Annotated in this window: 14 protein-coding genes and 1 riboswitch; of the genes, 12 read left to right on the top strand and 2 right to left on the bottom strand. The window is 36.5% G+C overall.

The window, feature by feature from the left end:
- Window positions 1–59: 59 nt before the first annotated feature.
- Entirely contained in the window at window positions 60–1,022 is a 963-nt protein-coding gene (gene tsf, locus AB674_RS01005) for a translation elongation factor Ts (RefSeq protein ID WP_047773047.1), read from the top strand.
- Between the two features lie 172 nt (window positions 1,023–1,194).
- Here tsf and AB674_RS01000 read toward each other — a convergent pair whose 3' ends face one another.
- Window positions 1,195–3,318, bottom strand: coding sequence for a M3 family metallopeptidase (locus AB674_RS01000; protein WP_082210571.1), 2,124 nt, complete (start codon window positions 3,316–3,318; stop codon window positions 1,195–1,197).
- A 174-nt stretch (window positions 3,319–3,492) separates the two neighbouring features.
- Here AB674_RS01000 and AB674_RS00995 point away from each other — a divergent pair, with 174 nt between their 5' ends.
- From AB674_RS00995 to AB674_RS00945, 11 genes are all read left to right on the top strand, one after another.
- On the top strand, window positions 3,493–4,179 hold the full coding sequence (locus AB674_RS00995; protein ID WP_047773045.1) for a queuosine precursor transporter: 687 nt from the start codon (window positions 3,493–3,495) through the stop codon (window positions 4,177–4,179).
- A gap of 129 nt (window positions 4,180–4,308) precedes the next feature.
- Window positions 4,309–4,689, top strand: a complete 381-nt coding sequence (locus tag AB674_RS00990) for a hypothetical protein (protein ID WP_047773044.1) — start codon at window positions 4,309–4,311, stop codon at window positions 4,687–4,689.
- Window positions 4,690–4,759: 70 nt separating this feature from the next.
- On the top strand, window positions 4,760–5,317 hold the full coding sequence (locus tag AB674_RS00985) for a DNA-3-methyladenine glycosylase I (RefSeq protein WP_047773042.1): 558 nt from the start codon (window positions 4,760–4,762) through the stop codon (window positions 5,315–5,317).
- Window positions 5,318–5,422: 105 nt separating this feature from the next.
- Window positions 5,423–5,520: riboswitch (TPP riboswitch) on the top strand.
- Between the two features lie 86 nt (window positions 5,521–5,606).
- Window positions 5,607–5,813, top strand: a complete 207-nt coding sequence (gene thiS / locus AB674_RS00980) for a sulfur carrier protein ThiS (RefSeq protein ID WP_047773278.1) — start codon at window positions 5,607–5,609, stop codon at window positions 5,811–5,813.
- Between the two features lie 143 nt (window positions 5,814–5,956).
- A complete protein-coding gene (gene thiC / locus AB674_RS00975; RefSeq protein WP_047773040.1) occupies window positions 5,957–7,780 on the top strand; it encodes a phosphomethylpyrimidine synthase ThiC in 1,824 nt (607 codons plus the stop codon).
- Between the two features lie 121 nt (window positions 7,781–7,901).
- Window positions 7,902–8,492, top strand: coding sequence for a thiamine phosphate synthase (locus AB674_RS00970; protein WP_047773276.1), 591 nt, complete (start codon window positions 7,902–7,904; stop codon window positions 8,490–8,492).
- Window positions 8,459–9,214, top strand: a complete 756-nt coding sequence (locus AB674_RS00965; protein ID WP_047773038.1) for a bifunctional hydroxymethylpyrimidine kinase/phosphomethylpyrimidine kinase — start codon at window positions 8,459–8,461, stop codon at window positions 9,212–9,214. Before AB674_RS00970 ends, AB674_RS00965 begins: the two co-directional genes overlap by 34 nt.
- Window positions 9,204–9,842, top strand: coding sequence for a thiamine phosphate synthase (locus tag AB674_RS00960; protein WP_047773036.1), 639 nt, complete (start codon window positions 9,204–9,206; stop codon window positions 9,840–9,842). The genes AB674_RS00965 and AB674_RS00960 overlap by 11 nt, the downstream gene beginning before the upstream one ends.
- Entirely contained in the window at window positions 9,823–10,599 is a 777-nt protein-coding gene (locus AB674_RS00955) for a thiazole synthase (protein ID WP_047773034.1), read from the top strand. Before AB674_RS00960 ends, AB674_RS00955 begins: the two co-directional genes overlap by 20 nt.
- 103 nt (window positions 10,600–10,702) lie before the next feature.
- A complete protein-coding gene (thiH, locus tag AB674_RS00950; protein WP_047773032.1) occupies window positions 10,703–11,824 on the top strand; it encodes a 2-iminoacetate synthase ThiH in 1,122 nt (373 codons plus the stop codon).
- 34 nt (window positions 11,825–11,858) lie between these two features.
- On the top strand, window positions 11,859–12,569 hold the full coding sequence (locus AB674_RS00945; protein ID WP_047773030.1) for a HesA/MoeB/ThiF family protein: 711 nt from the start codon (window positions 11,859–11,861) through the stop codon (window positions 12,567–12,569).
- Here AB674_RS00945 and aat read toward each other — a convergent pair.
- Window positions 12,553–13,197 (bottom strand): leucyl/phenylalanyl-tRNA--protein transferase, encoded by a 645-nt coding sequence (gene aat / locus AB674_RS00940; protein ID WP_047773274.1) that lies wholly within the window; start codon window positions 13,195–13,197, stop codon window positions 12,553–12,555. The genes AB674_RS00945 and aat overlap by 17 nt on opposite strands.
- Window positions 13,198–13,236 lie beyond the last annotated feature (39 nt).

Below are 13,236 nucleotides of genomic sequence, written 5' to 3'. Positions count from 1 at the left end.
TTGGAATTTGGGATTTAAAAGCTGGAATTTTTACTTTTAACATTAAAATTCAAAATATTATGGCAACAATTACTGCTGCAGACGTAAATAAATTAAGACAAACTACAGGTGCCGGAATGATGGACTGTAAAAAAGCTTTAGTTGAAGCTGAAGGAGATTTCGATAAAGCGATACAAAACCTTAGAGAAAAAGGACAAAAAGTTGCTGCTAATCGTTCTGACCGTGAGTCTTCTGAAGGAGCTGCTGTTTCTTTTGTTAATGCTGATAAAACTAAAGGAGCGATCATCACTTTAAACTGCGAAACTGATTTCGTAGGTAAAAATGAAGCTTTCGTAACTTTAGCTAAAGAATTAGTAGAAAGAGCTATTAACTTTTCTTCTAAAGAAGATTTCTTAGCTTCAGATTTCAACGGAATTACTGTTGCTGAAAAACTAATTGAGCAAACTGGTGTTATTGGTGAAAAAATCGAAATCGGTGGTTTTGAAATTTTAGAAGGTGCTTTCGTTGGATCTTATGTTCACGTTAACAAAATTGCTGCATTAACAGCAATCTCTCAATCAGTTGACAACGCTGAAGTTTTAACTAAAGACATCTCTATGCAAGTTGCTTCTATGGGAGCTGATACATTATCTTACAAAGATTTTGATCCTGCTTTCGTTGAATCTGAACTTGCTGCTCGTATTGCTGTAATCGAAAAAGATAATGAAGAAGCAAAACGTTTAGGAAAAACTTTAAAAAATGTTCCTAAATATATTTCTTTCTCTCAATTAACTGAAGAAGTTATTAAACAAGCGGAAGAAGATGCTAAAGCTGAATTAAAAGCTGAAGGTAAACCAGAGCAAATTTGGGACAAAATTATCCCAGGAAAAGTACAACGTTTCATCTCTGACAATACTACTTTAGATCAAGAAAAAGCTTTATTAGATCAAAACTTTATCAAAGACGATAGTAAAAAAGTTAGTGATTATGTTAAAGGATTCAACGTTGAAATCACAGGTTTCAAAAGAGTTACTTTAGGTTAATATATTATTTTTTCAATACAAAAAGCCCGAATATTAATTTATTCGGGCTTTTTTATTGCATCCCATTGGTTCTTTTAACCGCAAAGATTTTATGTAAATTGTAAAATGCGAAAAATCAAATCTATTTTATCCTTAGACGAACTTAATCATTTCACAATTCACATTTTACATCTTACTTCTTATCCGTAATCGGAAAATTTCTCGCTCTCATCAAAGCATCTGACTTAGGCGCTCTTCCTCTGAAGTTTTCATACGCTTTTTCCTGATCAATCGTATTTCCGGTGCTAAAAACATTGTCATAAAGTCGTTTGGAAACTTCTTTATCGTAAGGTCCTTTTCCTTCTAAGAAAGCCTCATAAGCATCTGCATTTATAACATCTGCCCATAAGTAACTGTAATATCCTGCCGCATAACCGTCACTTGAAAAAATATGCCCAAACTGTGGGATTCTGTGACGCATTACAATCTCTGACGGCATATTTAGCGCATCTAAGGTTTCTTTTTCAAATTTATGAGGATCAATAGCCTCTGTTGCTAAGTGAAGCTTCATATCAATCAGTGAACTTGAAATCGTTTCAACTGTTGCAAAACCTTCGCCAAAATCGGCTGCTTTCTCTATTCGATCTACTAGTGCCTGAGGCAGTGGCTCATTGGTTTTATAATGTAACGCAAATTTATTTAAGACCTCCGGAGTTGCCAACCAGTGCTCTAACAATTGAGAAGGAAACTCTACATAATCTCTTGCAACACTTGTTCCCGACAAACTTGGATAGGTAACATTTGAACATAAACCATGAAGTGCATGGCCAAATTCATGGAATAACGTAGTCGCATCCGACCACGAAATTAAAACCGGCTCGTTCGCAGTTCCTTTAATAAAATTACAATTATTAGATACGATTGTCAGAATATCTCCGTCTAATTTTTGCTGATCACGGTAAGAATTCATCCACGCACCGGAACGTTTTCCTGAACGCGCATAAGGATCAAAATACCATAATCCCACTACTTTACCTGTTATCTTATTACTTACTTCCCAAACACGTACATCCGGATGATAAACCGGAACATCTGTGATTTGTTTGAATTTTAAATTAAATAATTCCCCGGCAACCCAGAACATTCCTTCACGTAAATTCTCTAATTGCAGATAAGGTTTCACTTCATTCTGATCTAAATCATACTTTGCTTTTCTGACTTTTTCAGCATAATAACGATAATCCCAAGGTTCAATTTTAAATTTTCCACCTTCAGTATCAACAATTTTCTGCATTTCAGCCACATCCTGCTGCACTTTTTCTACCGCAGGTTTCCAAACCGACATCATTAAATCTAATGTTTTCTGTGGATCTTTTGCCATTTTATTAGACAAACTCCAATGTGCAAAGGATGGAAAACCAAGTATTTTTGCTTTTTCAGTACGCAATTTCAAAATCTCAACTAAAGTCGAATTAGTGTCATTCTCATTTCCGTTATCTCCACGTTTCACAAAAATATCAAATGCTTTTTCTCTTAAATCCCTACGCGTTGAGAACGTCAAAAAAGGCTCAATCGAAGAACGTGTATTGGCAACGCAGCCCATAACGTCTAATTTTCTTTCTTTTGCTTCTGCTATTGCGGCATTTTTTTCTTCAGCCGGAAGACCATCAAAATCAGCTTCTGTTTTTAAAGCTACATACTGATTGTTTTCTTCTGCCAATAAATTTTGATTAAATCGGGTAAAAAGCGTTGCTAGTTCTTTATTGATTTTAGCTACTTTTTCTTTGTCGGCATTATTTAATTTTGCTCCTTCACGAACAAAATCAGTGTAATACAACCAAATCAATCTTTGTTGCTCGCTGGTAAGTTTTTTACTTTCTTTTGAATTATATAGAGCCTCAATTCTTTCGAAAAGTTTTTTATTCTGATTGATTTTATCCGTAAACTCAGAAAATTTTGGAGACATTTCAGTATCCACAACATTAAATTCCGGACTACTTATGTTAGATCTGTAAATCCCATAGACAGTAGAAATTCTTGTAATCGTTTTACCGGAGCGCTCTAAAGCCGCAATCGTATTATCAAAAGTTGGTGCTTTTGAATTATTTGCAATAGCATCAACTTCATCCAGTTTCTCCTGAATAGCAAACTGAAGTGCCGGTTTAAAATCTGAAACCTTGTAGAGATTAAATGCAGGAACTCCGCCATACGGGCCTGTCCACTTTTTAAGCAACGGATTTTCAGTATTGGTTTGTGCGTTCGACGCAAAAAAGGTTGTCCCCATAAGAATAATTCCAATTATTTTTTTTGTTATCATCACTTTGTTGTGGTATAAATGAATTTTGTAATTCCTTCAAAAATAACTAAAAACAGCATTGCAAAGAAAATTTTAACTTCTCGTCCATTTTAAAGACCTTGGCCTAATTTAAATTCAAACTATCCCAACTTTTAAAGAAATAACTTAAATTTGACCCATCAATTATAAAAACACATGTTTAAAACCAGAAAAGAAATTGTCTTTGTTGTTCTTGCAGGAATTTTTATTACTAATGCAGTCGTCGCAGAACTAATTGGAGGAAAACTAATCCAGATTGGCCCATTTGTAATGAGTATCGGGATTCTACCTTGGCCAATTGTCTTTCTTACTACCGATTTGATCAATGAATATTTTGGAGAAAAAGGTGTTAAAAAACTTTCCTTTATAACAGCCTGCCTGATTGCTTATGCATTCCTGATCTTATTTATGGCGATTGTGGTTCCGGCCGCAAAAGGCATTAGCCCGGTAAATGACGAACAGTTTCAAGCTGTTTTTGGACAGAGTATGTGGATTATTGTCGGAAGTCTTATCGCTTTTATAATTTCCCAACTAATTGATGTTTGGATCTTTTGGTTTTTTAAAAACAGAACAGGTGAAGGAAAAATATGGCTTAGAACCACTGGGTCAACTGTAATCTCTCAATTATTTGATTCTTTTATTGTTCTTGGAATTGCCTTCTGGTTACCCGGAAAAATTGATTTTGACACCTTTATTTCATCAGGATTAACGGGCTACATTTTTAAACTTTCTGTCGCTATTTTACTGACTCCGCTGATTTATCTTGGACATCACTTAATAAAGAAATATCTCGAGCAGGACCCTACTACTGAAGATAAAACTAAGACTATCGAAAAACAATAAGATCATCTTAAAATACTGACTCTTAAAATTTTGATGTGCTAATATTCTAAAAAATAGTTCGAATATCAGAGTTTTGAGAAGCAGAACCATTCCTATTTTATAACCAAAACCAATTAACAAAACCAAAACATGAAATCTAATGAAATTATTACTTTTTTACAAAACCACAATTACACCTACACATCAAACAATAAAACAATAACGGTTAATCTTGAGCTATCACAAAATGTTCTGATTGATGTTTCAAATCCCGAAAAAATCATACTAAAAGACGAACTTGTCTTCTGGAATTTTTTAACCGGTGCCATCAAAATGAGTTTAAAAAACGCTATCGTATACAATTTTATATTAATTCTCTTTTTTGGCTTTTTATGCCATTATCTGGAATTTACAAATCAAAATTACACCAATTTATTTTTGATCCTTATCAGTTGGATTTTACTGTTCTCTACCTTTTATTTGATCAAATTAGAAAGTTTTAAACTGCAGCTTGTAACAGCAATAAAATAAAAAATCTTTTACAATACTTAAAATCTCAAACCTAAACCGCTTGAGATTTTTTTTTATATTTGAAATAAAAATGGATATAATAAGATGTGGCTGGTGTACTTCCAGTGAATTATACAAAAAATACCATGATGAAGAATGGGGCGTTCCCGTTTATGACGACGCATCATTATTCGAATTCTTAATCCTTGAAACTTTTCAGGCCGGTTTAAGCTGGATTACTATATTGAATAAAAGAGAAAATTTCAGAGCTGCCTTTGATCATTTCGACTATAAAAAAATCGCCAATTATCCCGAAGATAAAATCGAATCTTTACTTGAAGATACTGGAATTATTCGCAATAAATTAAAAATTCGTTCCGCCGTTACCAATGCACAGGCCTTTATAAAAATACAGGAAGAATTTGGAAGCTTCTCCGATTATATCTGGAAATTCACCAACGGAAAACCTATAGACAATACCCCAAAAACCTTAAAAGACGTTCCTGCGACCACACCTCTATCTGACGAAATCAGCAAAGATTTAAAAAAAAGAGGCTTTAAATTTGTAGGTTCTACCGTGATTTACGCCCACATGCAAGCCACCGGAATGGTCAACGATCACGTCGGAGACTGCTGGACTCGGGCTTAGTTTACAGTCGCAGTATTCAGTCTCAGTTTGCAGTCTTGGTTTGCAGTCTTGATCGTGAAAACTGTGACTGAAAACTGATTATTAAAAAAACTTTCATACATTTGCTTCACACTTTAGGGGTGTCTGCAACATTGCAGGCTGAGATTTTACCCTCTGAACCTGATCTAGTTCATACTAGCGTAGGGAAAAGTAAGATGACTTTCTGATGCACTTTCATGTGCAATTGTAGCCATTCCTAGAGTAAAGAAACGCAGTAATGCCTTTCTTCAACACACTAAATCTAGAAGGAATGGAACTAAAAATCAACCAACAAATCAAACATTTCAATGCTGAAACACTTAGCGTTCAGTCATTGCTCGATCTCGAAATTCCGAACAAACAAAACGGAATTGCCATTGCTATAAACAGCACCGTAATTCCAAAACCTGAATGGGACTCTCATTTTATTCGGGAAACTGATGATATTCTGATTATTTCTGCCACCCAAGGGGGGTAGGAATTAAAATTCCAATTTTTATAATTGTTGTGGGGGTAAATTTCAAATTCCAACCTCCGTAGAGACGCACAGCAGTGCGTCTCTACAATGCGTCTCTACGACAAACCATTTCACATTTCACAACACACATCTTACATAAAAAAATGACAAACGAAGAAAAAATATCCAGAACGCCATTTCCAAATTCCAAAAAAATATATGTGAATGGTGAAATACATCCAATAAAAGTTGCCATGCGTGAAGTGGCATTAAGCGACACGCGACTTTCTAACGGCGGAACTGAAAAGAATCCGGCGATAACTATCTATGATACCTCCGGTGCTTATACCGATCCGGATATCACCATTGACATCCGAAAAGGGCTGCCACGACTAAGAGAGGAATGGATTTTAGAACGAAATGATGTTGAAATCTTATCTGAAATAACATCCGATTACGGACAAATGCGATTAAAAGATGAAAACTTAAACCATTTAAGATTCGAATATTTACATCAGCCTAAAAGAGCTAAAGAAGGAGCAAACGTAACCCAATTGTATTACGCCAAACAAGGAATCATCACACCTGAAATGGAATACATTGCGATTCGTGAAAACCAACGTATCGAACTTTTAAACGAACAAACCAAAGCCATGCAATGCCAGCACGCAGGTCATAGTTTTGGAGCAAATACACCGAAAAGTAAAATTACACCGGAATTTGTTCGTAGCGAAGTAGCCATTGGACGCGCCATTATCCCAAACAACATCAACCACCCAGAAAGTGAACCGATGATTGTAGGCCGAAATTTTCTTGTAAAAATAAACGCTAACATCGGAAATAGCGCTGTGACTTCAACTATTGAAGAGGAAGTAGAAAAAGCTGTTTGGGCTTGCCGTTGGGGAGCTGATACGATAATGGACTTATCAACAGGAAAAAACATTCACGAAACCAGAGAATGGATCATTCGTAACTCTCCGGTGCCTATTGGAACGGTGCCTATTTATCAGGCCTTAGAAAAAGTAAAAGGAATTGCTGAAGATTTAACGTGGGAGGTTTTCCGCGATACACTAATTGAACAGGCAGAACAAGGAGTTTCGTATTTTACGATTCATGCCGGAGTTTTACTGCGCTACATTCACTTAACCGCAGAACGTGTGACGGGAATTGTTTCCCGCGGCGGATCTATAATGGCGAAATGGTGTTTGTTTCACCACAAAGAAAACTTTTTATACACCCATTTCGAAGAAATCTGCGAAATCATGAAACAGTATGATGTCGCTTTTTCTTTAGGAGATGGCTTACGTCCAGGTTCTATTGCCGACGCTAATGATGCTGCACAATTTGCCGAGTTAGAAACTTTAGGTGAACTGGCAAAAATAGCCTGGAAACACGATGTACAAGTCTTTATAGAAGGTCCTGGTCACGTGCCGATGCACATGATTAAAGAAAATATGGACAAACAATTAGAACATTGTAACGAGGCTCCTTTTTATACCCTTGGACCTTTAACAACGGATATTGCACCTGGTTACGATCACATTACATCTGCCATTGGAGCGGCTATGATTGGCTGGTACGGTTGTGCGATGCTGTGTTATGTTACACCAAAAGAACATTTAGGACTACCGAATAAAAAAGACGTAAAAGACGGCGTAATTACCTATAAAATCTCAGCCCATGCTGCTGATTTAGCCAAAGGACATCCGGGAGCACAATATCGCGACAATGCCTTGAGTAAAGCTCGTTTTGAATTCCGTTGGGAAGATCAGTTCAATTTATCATTGGATCCGGATACAGCCAGAGAATTTCACGACGAAACACTTCCTGCCGAGGGTGCTAAAATTGCCCATTTCTGCTCGATGTGCGGACCAAAATTCTGCTCGATGAAAATATCACAGGAAATTCGTGATGTAGCCGCCGCAGAAAAAGGGATGCAGGAAAAATCAGAAGAGTTTATTGAACAAGGAAAAGAAATTTACATCTAAATGTTTATAGTGAAATGTAAAATGTGAGATGCAAAATGAGACAAGTTGTCGTCATTTCAAATTTCACAAAAAACATTTTACATTTCACAAAAAGCATCTGACAAAAGAACATTTCACAATAATGATCGTTATATCAAATCCAGTTGCGGTAGCAAACGAAATCAGCCTAATCCATTCTCTTTTTGAGGAGGGATTAGCGCTATTTCATGTCCGAAAACCGGAGTTTACTGAGATTGAGATGATGCAATTTATTGAGCAAATAAAACCTGAATTCAGATCAAAATTGATCCTGCATACACAGCATCAAATTGCTGATGCTTTTGGTATTAGTAAAATTCATTTTTCTGAAAGAGAACGAAATCAAACTTTACTATTTCCCATTGAAAACAAAACGGTTTCTACTTCTTCCCACTCGATTGCTGATTTTAACGCTTTAGATCCAAGCTTTGAATATGCTTTTTTAAGCCCTGTTTTTAAAAGCATTTCGAAAGAAAATTATGCTTCTGAAATTGATCTTTTTGAAGCAGTAAAATCAAGAAAAAACTTTAGGACAAAGATGATCGCTCTGGGTGGAATTTCTCCCGAAAACAGCAAAACAACGTTAGAAAATGGTTTCGATGGTATTGCCCTTTTGGGAGCGATATGGAATCATGAAAACCCTGTAAACCAATTTATATTATGTCAGAAAATCGTCCTTACGTACTCACTATAGCCGGTTTAGACCCCACTGGAGGGGCAGGTATTCTGGCAGATATTAAAACTTTTGAACAGCATCAGGTTATAGGTTTTGCTATTTCAACGGCCAATACCATTCAAACCGAAAATCAATTCCATCACATTCAATGGACTGATTTAAGCTTTGTACTTCGCTCTATTGAAACTTTGTTTGAAAACTATAAAATCAAAACCGTAAAAATCGGAATCACACCAAGCTTACCTTATTTAAATCGCATTCTTTCGACTATAAAACTGCTGTCTCCGACCACAAAAATTGTTTGGGATCCGGTTCTGAAATCAACAACAGCATTCGAGTTTATGAAAGTTACGGCTGATTTGGATTTTCATAAAATTCTATCCAAAATTGATTTGATTACACCCAATTACAATGAAATAGAACTTTTGTTTCCCGGGTTTTTATCAAACAATCTTTGGATAAAAAACGAAGTTCCAACAACTATTTTACTCAAAGGAGGACACAACCCTACTAAAATCGGAACAGATTGTTTGTTTTTGAAAAATGAAATAGTTGAATTATTGCCTTCTGAAAAAAAATGCTTCGAGAAACACGGCTCCGGCTGTATTCTTTCGGCAGCTATAGCCGCAAATCTCGCATTAAACCAAGATGAAAAAGAAGCTTGTATCAATGCCAAAACCTACATAGAAACATACCTGAGTTCAACTTCAACATTAATCGGATATCATTATGTACAATAAATTACAATACATCTCGCAAGGAAATACAATCTCAAAACAATTGTATAACATTCACGAAGCACTTGATAGTGGTTGTGATTGGGTTCAAATGCGTTTCAAAAATCAAAATACTAAAAACTCTTTTGCGCTGGCTGAAGCAGTAAAATTTTTATGCGAAGAATACCTGGCCAATTTTATTGTAAACGACAATGTATATCTGGCACAACAAATTGCTGCCGACGGTGTACACTTAGGCCTTTCGGATACCAAAATTGAAGAAGCAAGAACCATTTTAGGAGATACTAAAATCATTGGAGCAACCGCTAATACATTTGAAGATATTCAAAATCACATTACAAACGGTTGTGATTATATTGGTTTGGGACCCCTCCGATTCACTACGACAAAGGAAAAATTAAGTCCGGTTCTTGGTTTTGAAGGTTATTCTGAAATTCTTCAAAAATTAAAAGACAACAATTCTGAAATTCCGGTTTATGCTATTGGCGGAGTTATTTCTACCGATATCGACAGATTAATGGAAATTGGTGTTCACGGCATCGCCGTCTCCGGACTCATCACAAAAAGTGATCAAAAAGAAAAACTCATTCAACAATTAAACGAAAAATTATATGCAAACGTCGTTATTTAATATTGGTGATAAAACCTTAACCTCACGCCTGTTTTTAGGAACAGGAAAGTTTGGTTCCAACCTCGAGATGGAACGTGCCATTTTAGCTTCAGAAAGCGAATTAGTAACCGTTGCCTTAAAACGAATTGATCTGGAAACCGATACGGAGACTATTTTAACGCATTTAAAACATCCCGGAATTAATTTGTTACCCAATACATCGGGTGCCAGAAATGCAAAAGAAGCGATATTTGCCGCGCAACTGGCTCGTGAAGCATTAGAAACAAATTGGCTAAAACTCGAAATACATCCGGATCCTAAATACCTGATGCCCGACGCTATTGAAACCTTAAAAGCCACAGAAGAATTGGCAAAATTAGGTTTTATCGTTCTCCCTTACATTCATGCTGATCCCGTTTTGTGCAAACATTTGGAAGATGCCGGAACTGCTGCTGTCATGCCGTTAGGCTCGCCTATTGGAAGCAATAAGGGTTTAAAAACTATAGATTTCTTAGAAATAATTATAGAGCAAAGTACCGTTCCGGTGATTGTAGATGCCGGTATCGGAGCTCCCTCTCATGCCGCAAAAGCAATGGAATTAGGCGCTGATGCTGTTTTAGTGAATACCGCTATTGCCGTCGCAGGAAATCCTGAATTAATGGCACAAGCTTTTAAAGAAGCCGTAATCGCAGGAAGAAAAGCTTTTGAAGCCAAACTCGGAAAACAATACAATCACGCAATTGCTTCCAGTCCTTTGACTTCTTTTTTATATGATTAACAATTATTCTAACCGCAAAGAGGACAAAGACTTAAGCAAGGCACACAAAGCTTAGCGAACCTAGCGTAAACCATTGCGCCCTTTGCGGTTAAAACCTAACAAAATGAAAACATTTAAATCGGTATTTAAAAACTACGATTGGAATACCATTCAATCCAGAATATACCAAACTTCAACTCGTGAAGTCGAACAAGCATTGGCCAAAACCAAACGCAATCTGGACGATTTTCTGGCATTGATCTCACCCGCCGCATTGCCCTATTTGGAGACCATGGCACAGCAATGTCATGAACTCACCAAAAAACGTTTTGGGAAAACGATTCAGATGTATGCCCCGTTATATTTAAGTAACGAATGCCAAAATATCTGCACTTATTGCGGTTTTAGTTTAGACAACAAAATCAAACGAAAAACACTCTCAGACGCAGAAATCAAACTTGAAGTAGAAGCCTTAAAAAAAACCGGTTTTGATCATGTTTTACTGGTTACCGGTGAAGCCAATTATACGGTGAATATTAACTATTTTCTAAATGCCATCACCCAGATCAAAGAGCAATTTTCGATTATTTCAGCAGAAGTACAGCCACTTTCTACCGAAGAATACGAACGTTTGCATGAAGCCGGTGTTTACTCGATTTTAGTTTATCAGGAAACCTATCATCAGGAAGTTTATAAAAAATACCATACTAAAGGCAAAAAGTCAAATTTCGATTTCAGATTAGAGACTCCGGACAGAGTTGGAACAGCAGGAATTCATAAAATAGGATTAGGTGTACTATTAGGTTTGGAAGACTGGCGAACCGATAGTTTCTTTAATGCCTTACACATCGATTATCTTCAGAAAAAATACTGGCAGACAAAATACTCGGTTTCATTCCCGAGATTGCGTCCTGCGGAAGGAATTATTGAACCTAATTTTATAATGGATGACAAAGACCTGACACAGCTGATCTGCGCTTACCGTTTATGGAATGAGGATCTTGAAATCTCTATTTCAACGCGTGAAAATGAGAAATTCAGAAATAACATCATTCCAATTGGAACAACAAGCATGAGTGCCGGTTCTAAAACCAATCCGGGTGGTTACGTTGTTGATCCGCAATCCCTGGAACAATTTGAAATCAGTGACGAAAGATCCGCAGAAGAAATAGCGCAAGTCATAAAAAAATCAGGCTACGAACCGGTCTGGAAAGACTGGGACAGAACGTTTAGTCAGACGGTCTAAATACATCTCACATTTTACATTTCACACAAAAATAATGAGCATCATACAAGAATTTCTACGGTACAACAGACAAACTATACTTCCTGAAATCGGCGATGAAGGTCAGGAGAAAATTAAAAACGCAAAAGTATTGGTGATCGGTGCGGGCGGTTTAGGCTGTCCAATTTTACAATATATAGCTACCGCAGGAGTGGGAACAATTGGCATTGTCGATTTTGACACCATCGAGATACACAATTTGCATCGTCAGATTTTGTATACCGAAGATCAGGTTGGACTGGGTAAAGCCCTAACCGCTAAAAAGAAACTTGAACAATTAAATCCCCTAATTACTGTTGTTGCTTTTGAAGAAAAACTTACTGCCGAAAATGCCATTTCACTCCTCTCCGATTTTGACATTATTGTGGATGGCTCCGATAATTTCACTACCCGTTATTTGGTTAACGATACTTGTGTAAGCTTAGGAAAAACATTGGTTTATGGCAGTATTTTAAAATTTGAAGGACAGCTTGCGGTATTTAATCATATGGGTAGTAAAAACTTACGCGATTTATTCCCCGAAATGCCTGATCCGAAAGAAGTCCCAAATTGCAACCTGAATGGAGTTTTAGGAACATTACCGGGAATTATTGGTACCAAGATGGCCCACGAAACTTTAAAATTAATAGTAGGACTACCTACATTAAAAAACGAACTGGTACTTTTTGATAGCCTAAACTGGAACTTTACTAAACTGAAGTTTTAAGCAATATTTCCATAAACGCTTCCCTATCAATTTCCCTACAGCCTAAACTTTCTAAATGCGAATTATAAACCTGACAATCGAGAAGTTTGTAATTCGCTCTTTTTAAATATTCAACCAAAGCAATAAAAGCTACTTTGGATGCATTTGACACTTTCGAGAACATACTTTCTCCGCAAAAAACATGGCCTAAATCAATTCCGTACAAACCACCTACCAAAACCTCATCCTGCCAAACCTCAATAGATTTTGCAATTCCCATTTCGTTTAACTTACAATAGGCATCAATCATTTCATTTGAAATCCAGGTTCCATTTTGACCGTCCCGTTTTATTTTCTGGCAGTTTGAAATAACGTCTTTAAAATTTTTATTAACGGTAACTTTAAACTGATTTCTGTTCAAAATATTCCGCATACTTTTAGACACGATCAGTTCATCTAGAAACAAAACCATTCGAGGATCGGGTGACCACCAAATAATAGGTTCTCCTTCATTAAACCAAGGAAAAATTCCACTTTTATAGGCCAATTGCAGACGTTCCGGGCTTAAATCTCCTCCTATAGCGAGAATTCCTTCTTCGTCGGCTTCTGAAACTGGTGGGAAAAATAAATCTTTAGACATGTAGTACATCTTTTTTTTATAACTAAATATAATACTGAAATTCCAATA

This window comes from Flavobacterium sp. ABG (genome assembly GCF_001027725.1).
Taxonomy (GTDB): Bacteria; Bacteroidota; Bacteroidia; order Flavobacteriales; family Flavobacteriaceae; genus Flavobacterium; species Flavobacterium cupriresistens.
The sequence above is the reverse complement of the archived record's forward strand: the minus strand, read 5'-3'. Positions and strand labels throughout refer to the sequence as shown.

What these genes read in the sequence shown, in the direction of transcription:
- tsf (WP_047773047.1), top strand. Translation starts at nt 60, where the DNA reads ATGGCAACAATTACTGCTGCAGACGTAAATAAATTAAGACAAACTACA.
- AB674_RS01000 (WP_082210571.1), bottom strand. Translation starts at nt 3,318, where the DNA reads ATGATAACAAAAAAAATAATTGGAATTATTCTTATGGGGACAACCTTT.
- AB674_RS00995 (WP_047773045.1), top strand. Translation starts at nt 3,493, where the DNA reads ATGTTTAAAACCAGAAAAGAAATTGTCTTTGTTGTTCTTGCAGGAATT.
- AB674_RS00990 (WP_047773044.1), top strand. Translation starts at nt 4,309, where the DNA reads ATGAAATCTAATGAAATTATTACTTTTTTACAAAACCACAATTACACC.
- AB674_RS00985 (WP_047773042.1), top strand. Translation starts at nt 4,760, where the DNA reads ATGGATATAATAAGATGTGGCTGGTGTACTTCCAGTGAATTATACAAA.
- thiS (WP_047773278.1), top strand. Translation starts at nt 5,607, where the DNA reads ATGGAACTAAAAATCAACCAACAAATCAAACATTTCAATGCTGAAACA.
- thiC (WP_047773040.1), top strand. Translation starts at nt 5,957, where the DNA reads ATGACAAACGAAGAAAAAATATCCAGAACGCCATTTCCAAATTCCAAA.
- AB674_RS00970 (WP_047773276.1), top strand. Translation starts at nt 7,902, where the DNA reads ATGATCGTTATATCAAATCCAGTTGCGGTAGCAAACGAAATCAGCCTA.
- AB674_RS00965 (WP_047773038.1), top strand. Translation starts at nt 8,459, where the DNA reads ATGTCAGAAAATCGTCCTTACGTACTCACTATAGCCGGTTTAGACCCC.
- AB674_RS00960 (WP_047773036.1), top strand. Translation starts at nt 9,204, where the DNA reads ATGTACAATAAATTACAATACATCTCGCAAGGAAATACAATCTCAAAA.
- AB674_RS00955 (WP_047773034.1), top strand. Translation starts at nt 9,823, where the DNA reads ATGCAAACGTCGTTATTTAATATTGGTGATAAAACCTTAACCTCACGC.
- thiH (WP_047773032.1), top strand. Translation starts at nt 10,703, where the DNA reads ATGAAAACATTTAAATCGGTATTTAAAAACTACGATTGGAATACCATT.
- AB674_RS00945 (WP_047773030.1), top strand. Translation starts at nt 11,859, where the DNA reads ATGAGCATCATACAAGAATTTCTACGGTACAACAGACAAACTATACTT.
- aat (WP_047773274.1), bottom strand. Translation starts at nt 13,197, where the DNA reads ATGTACTACATGTCTAAAGATTTATTTTTCCCACCAGTTTCAGAAGCC.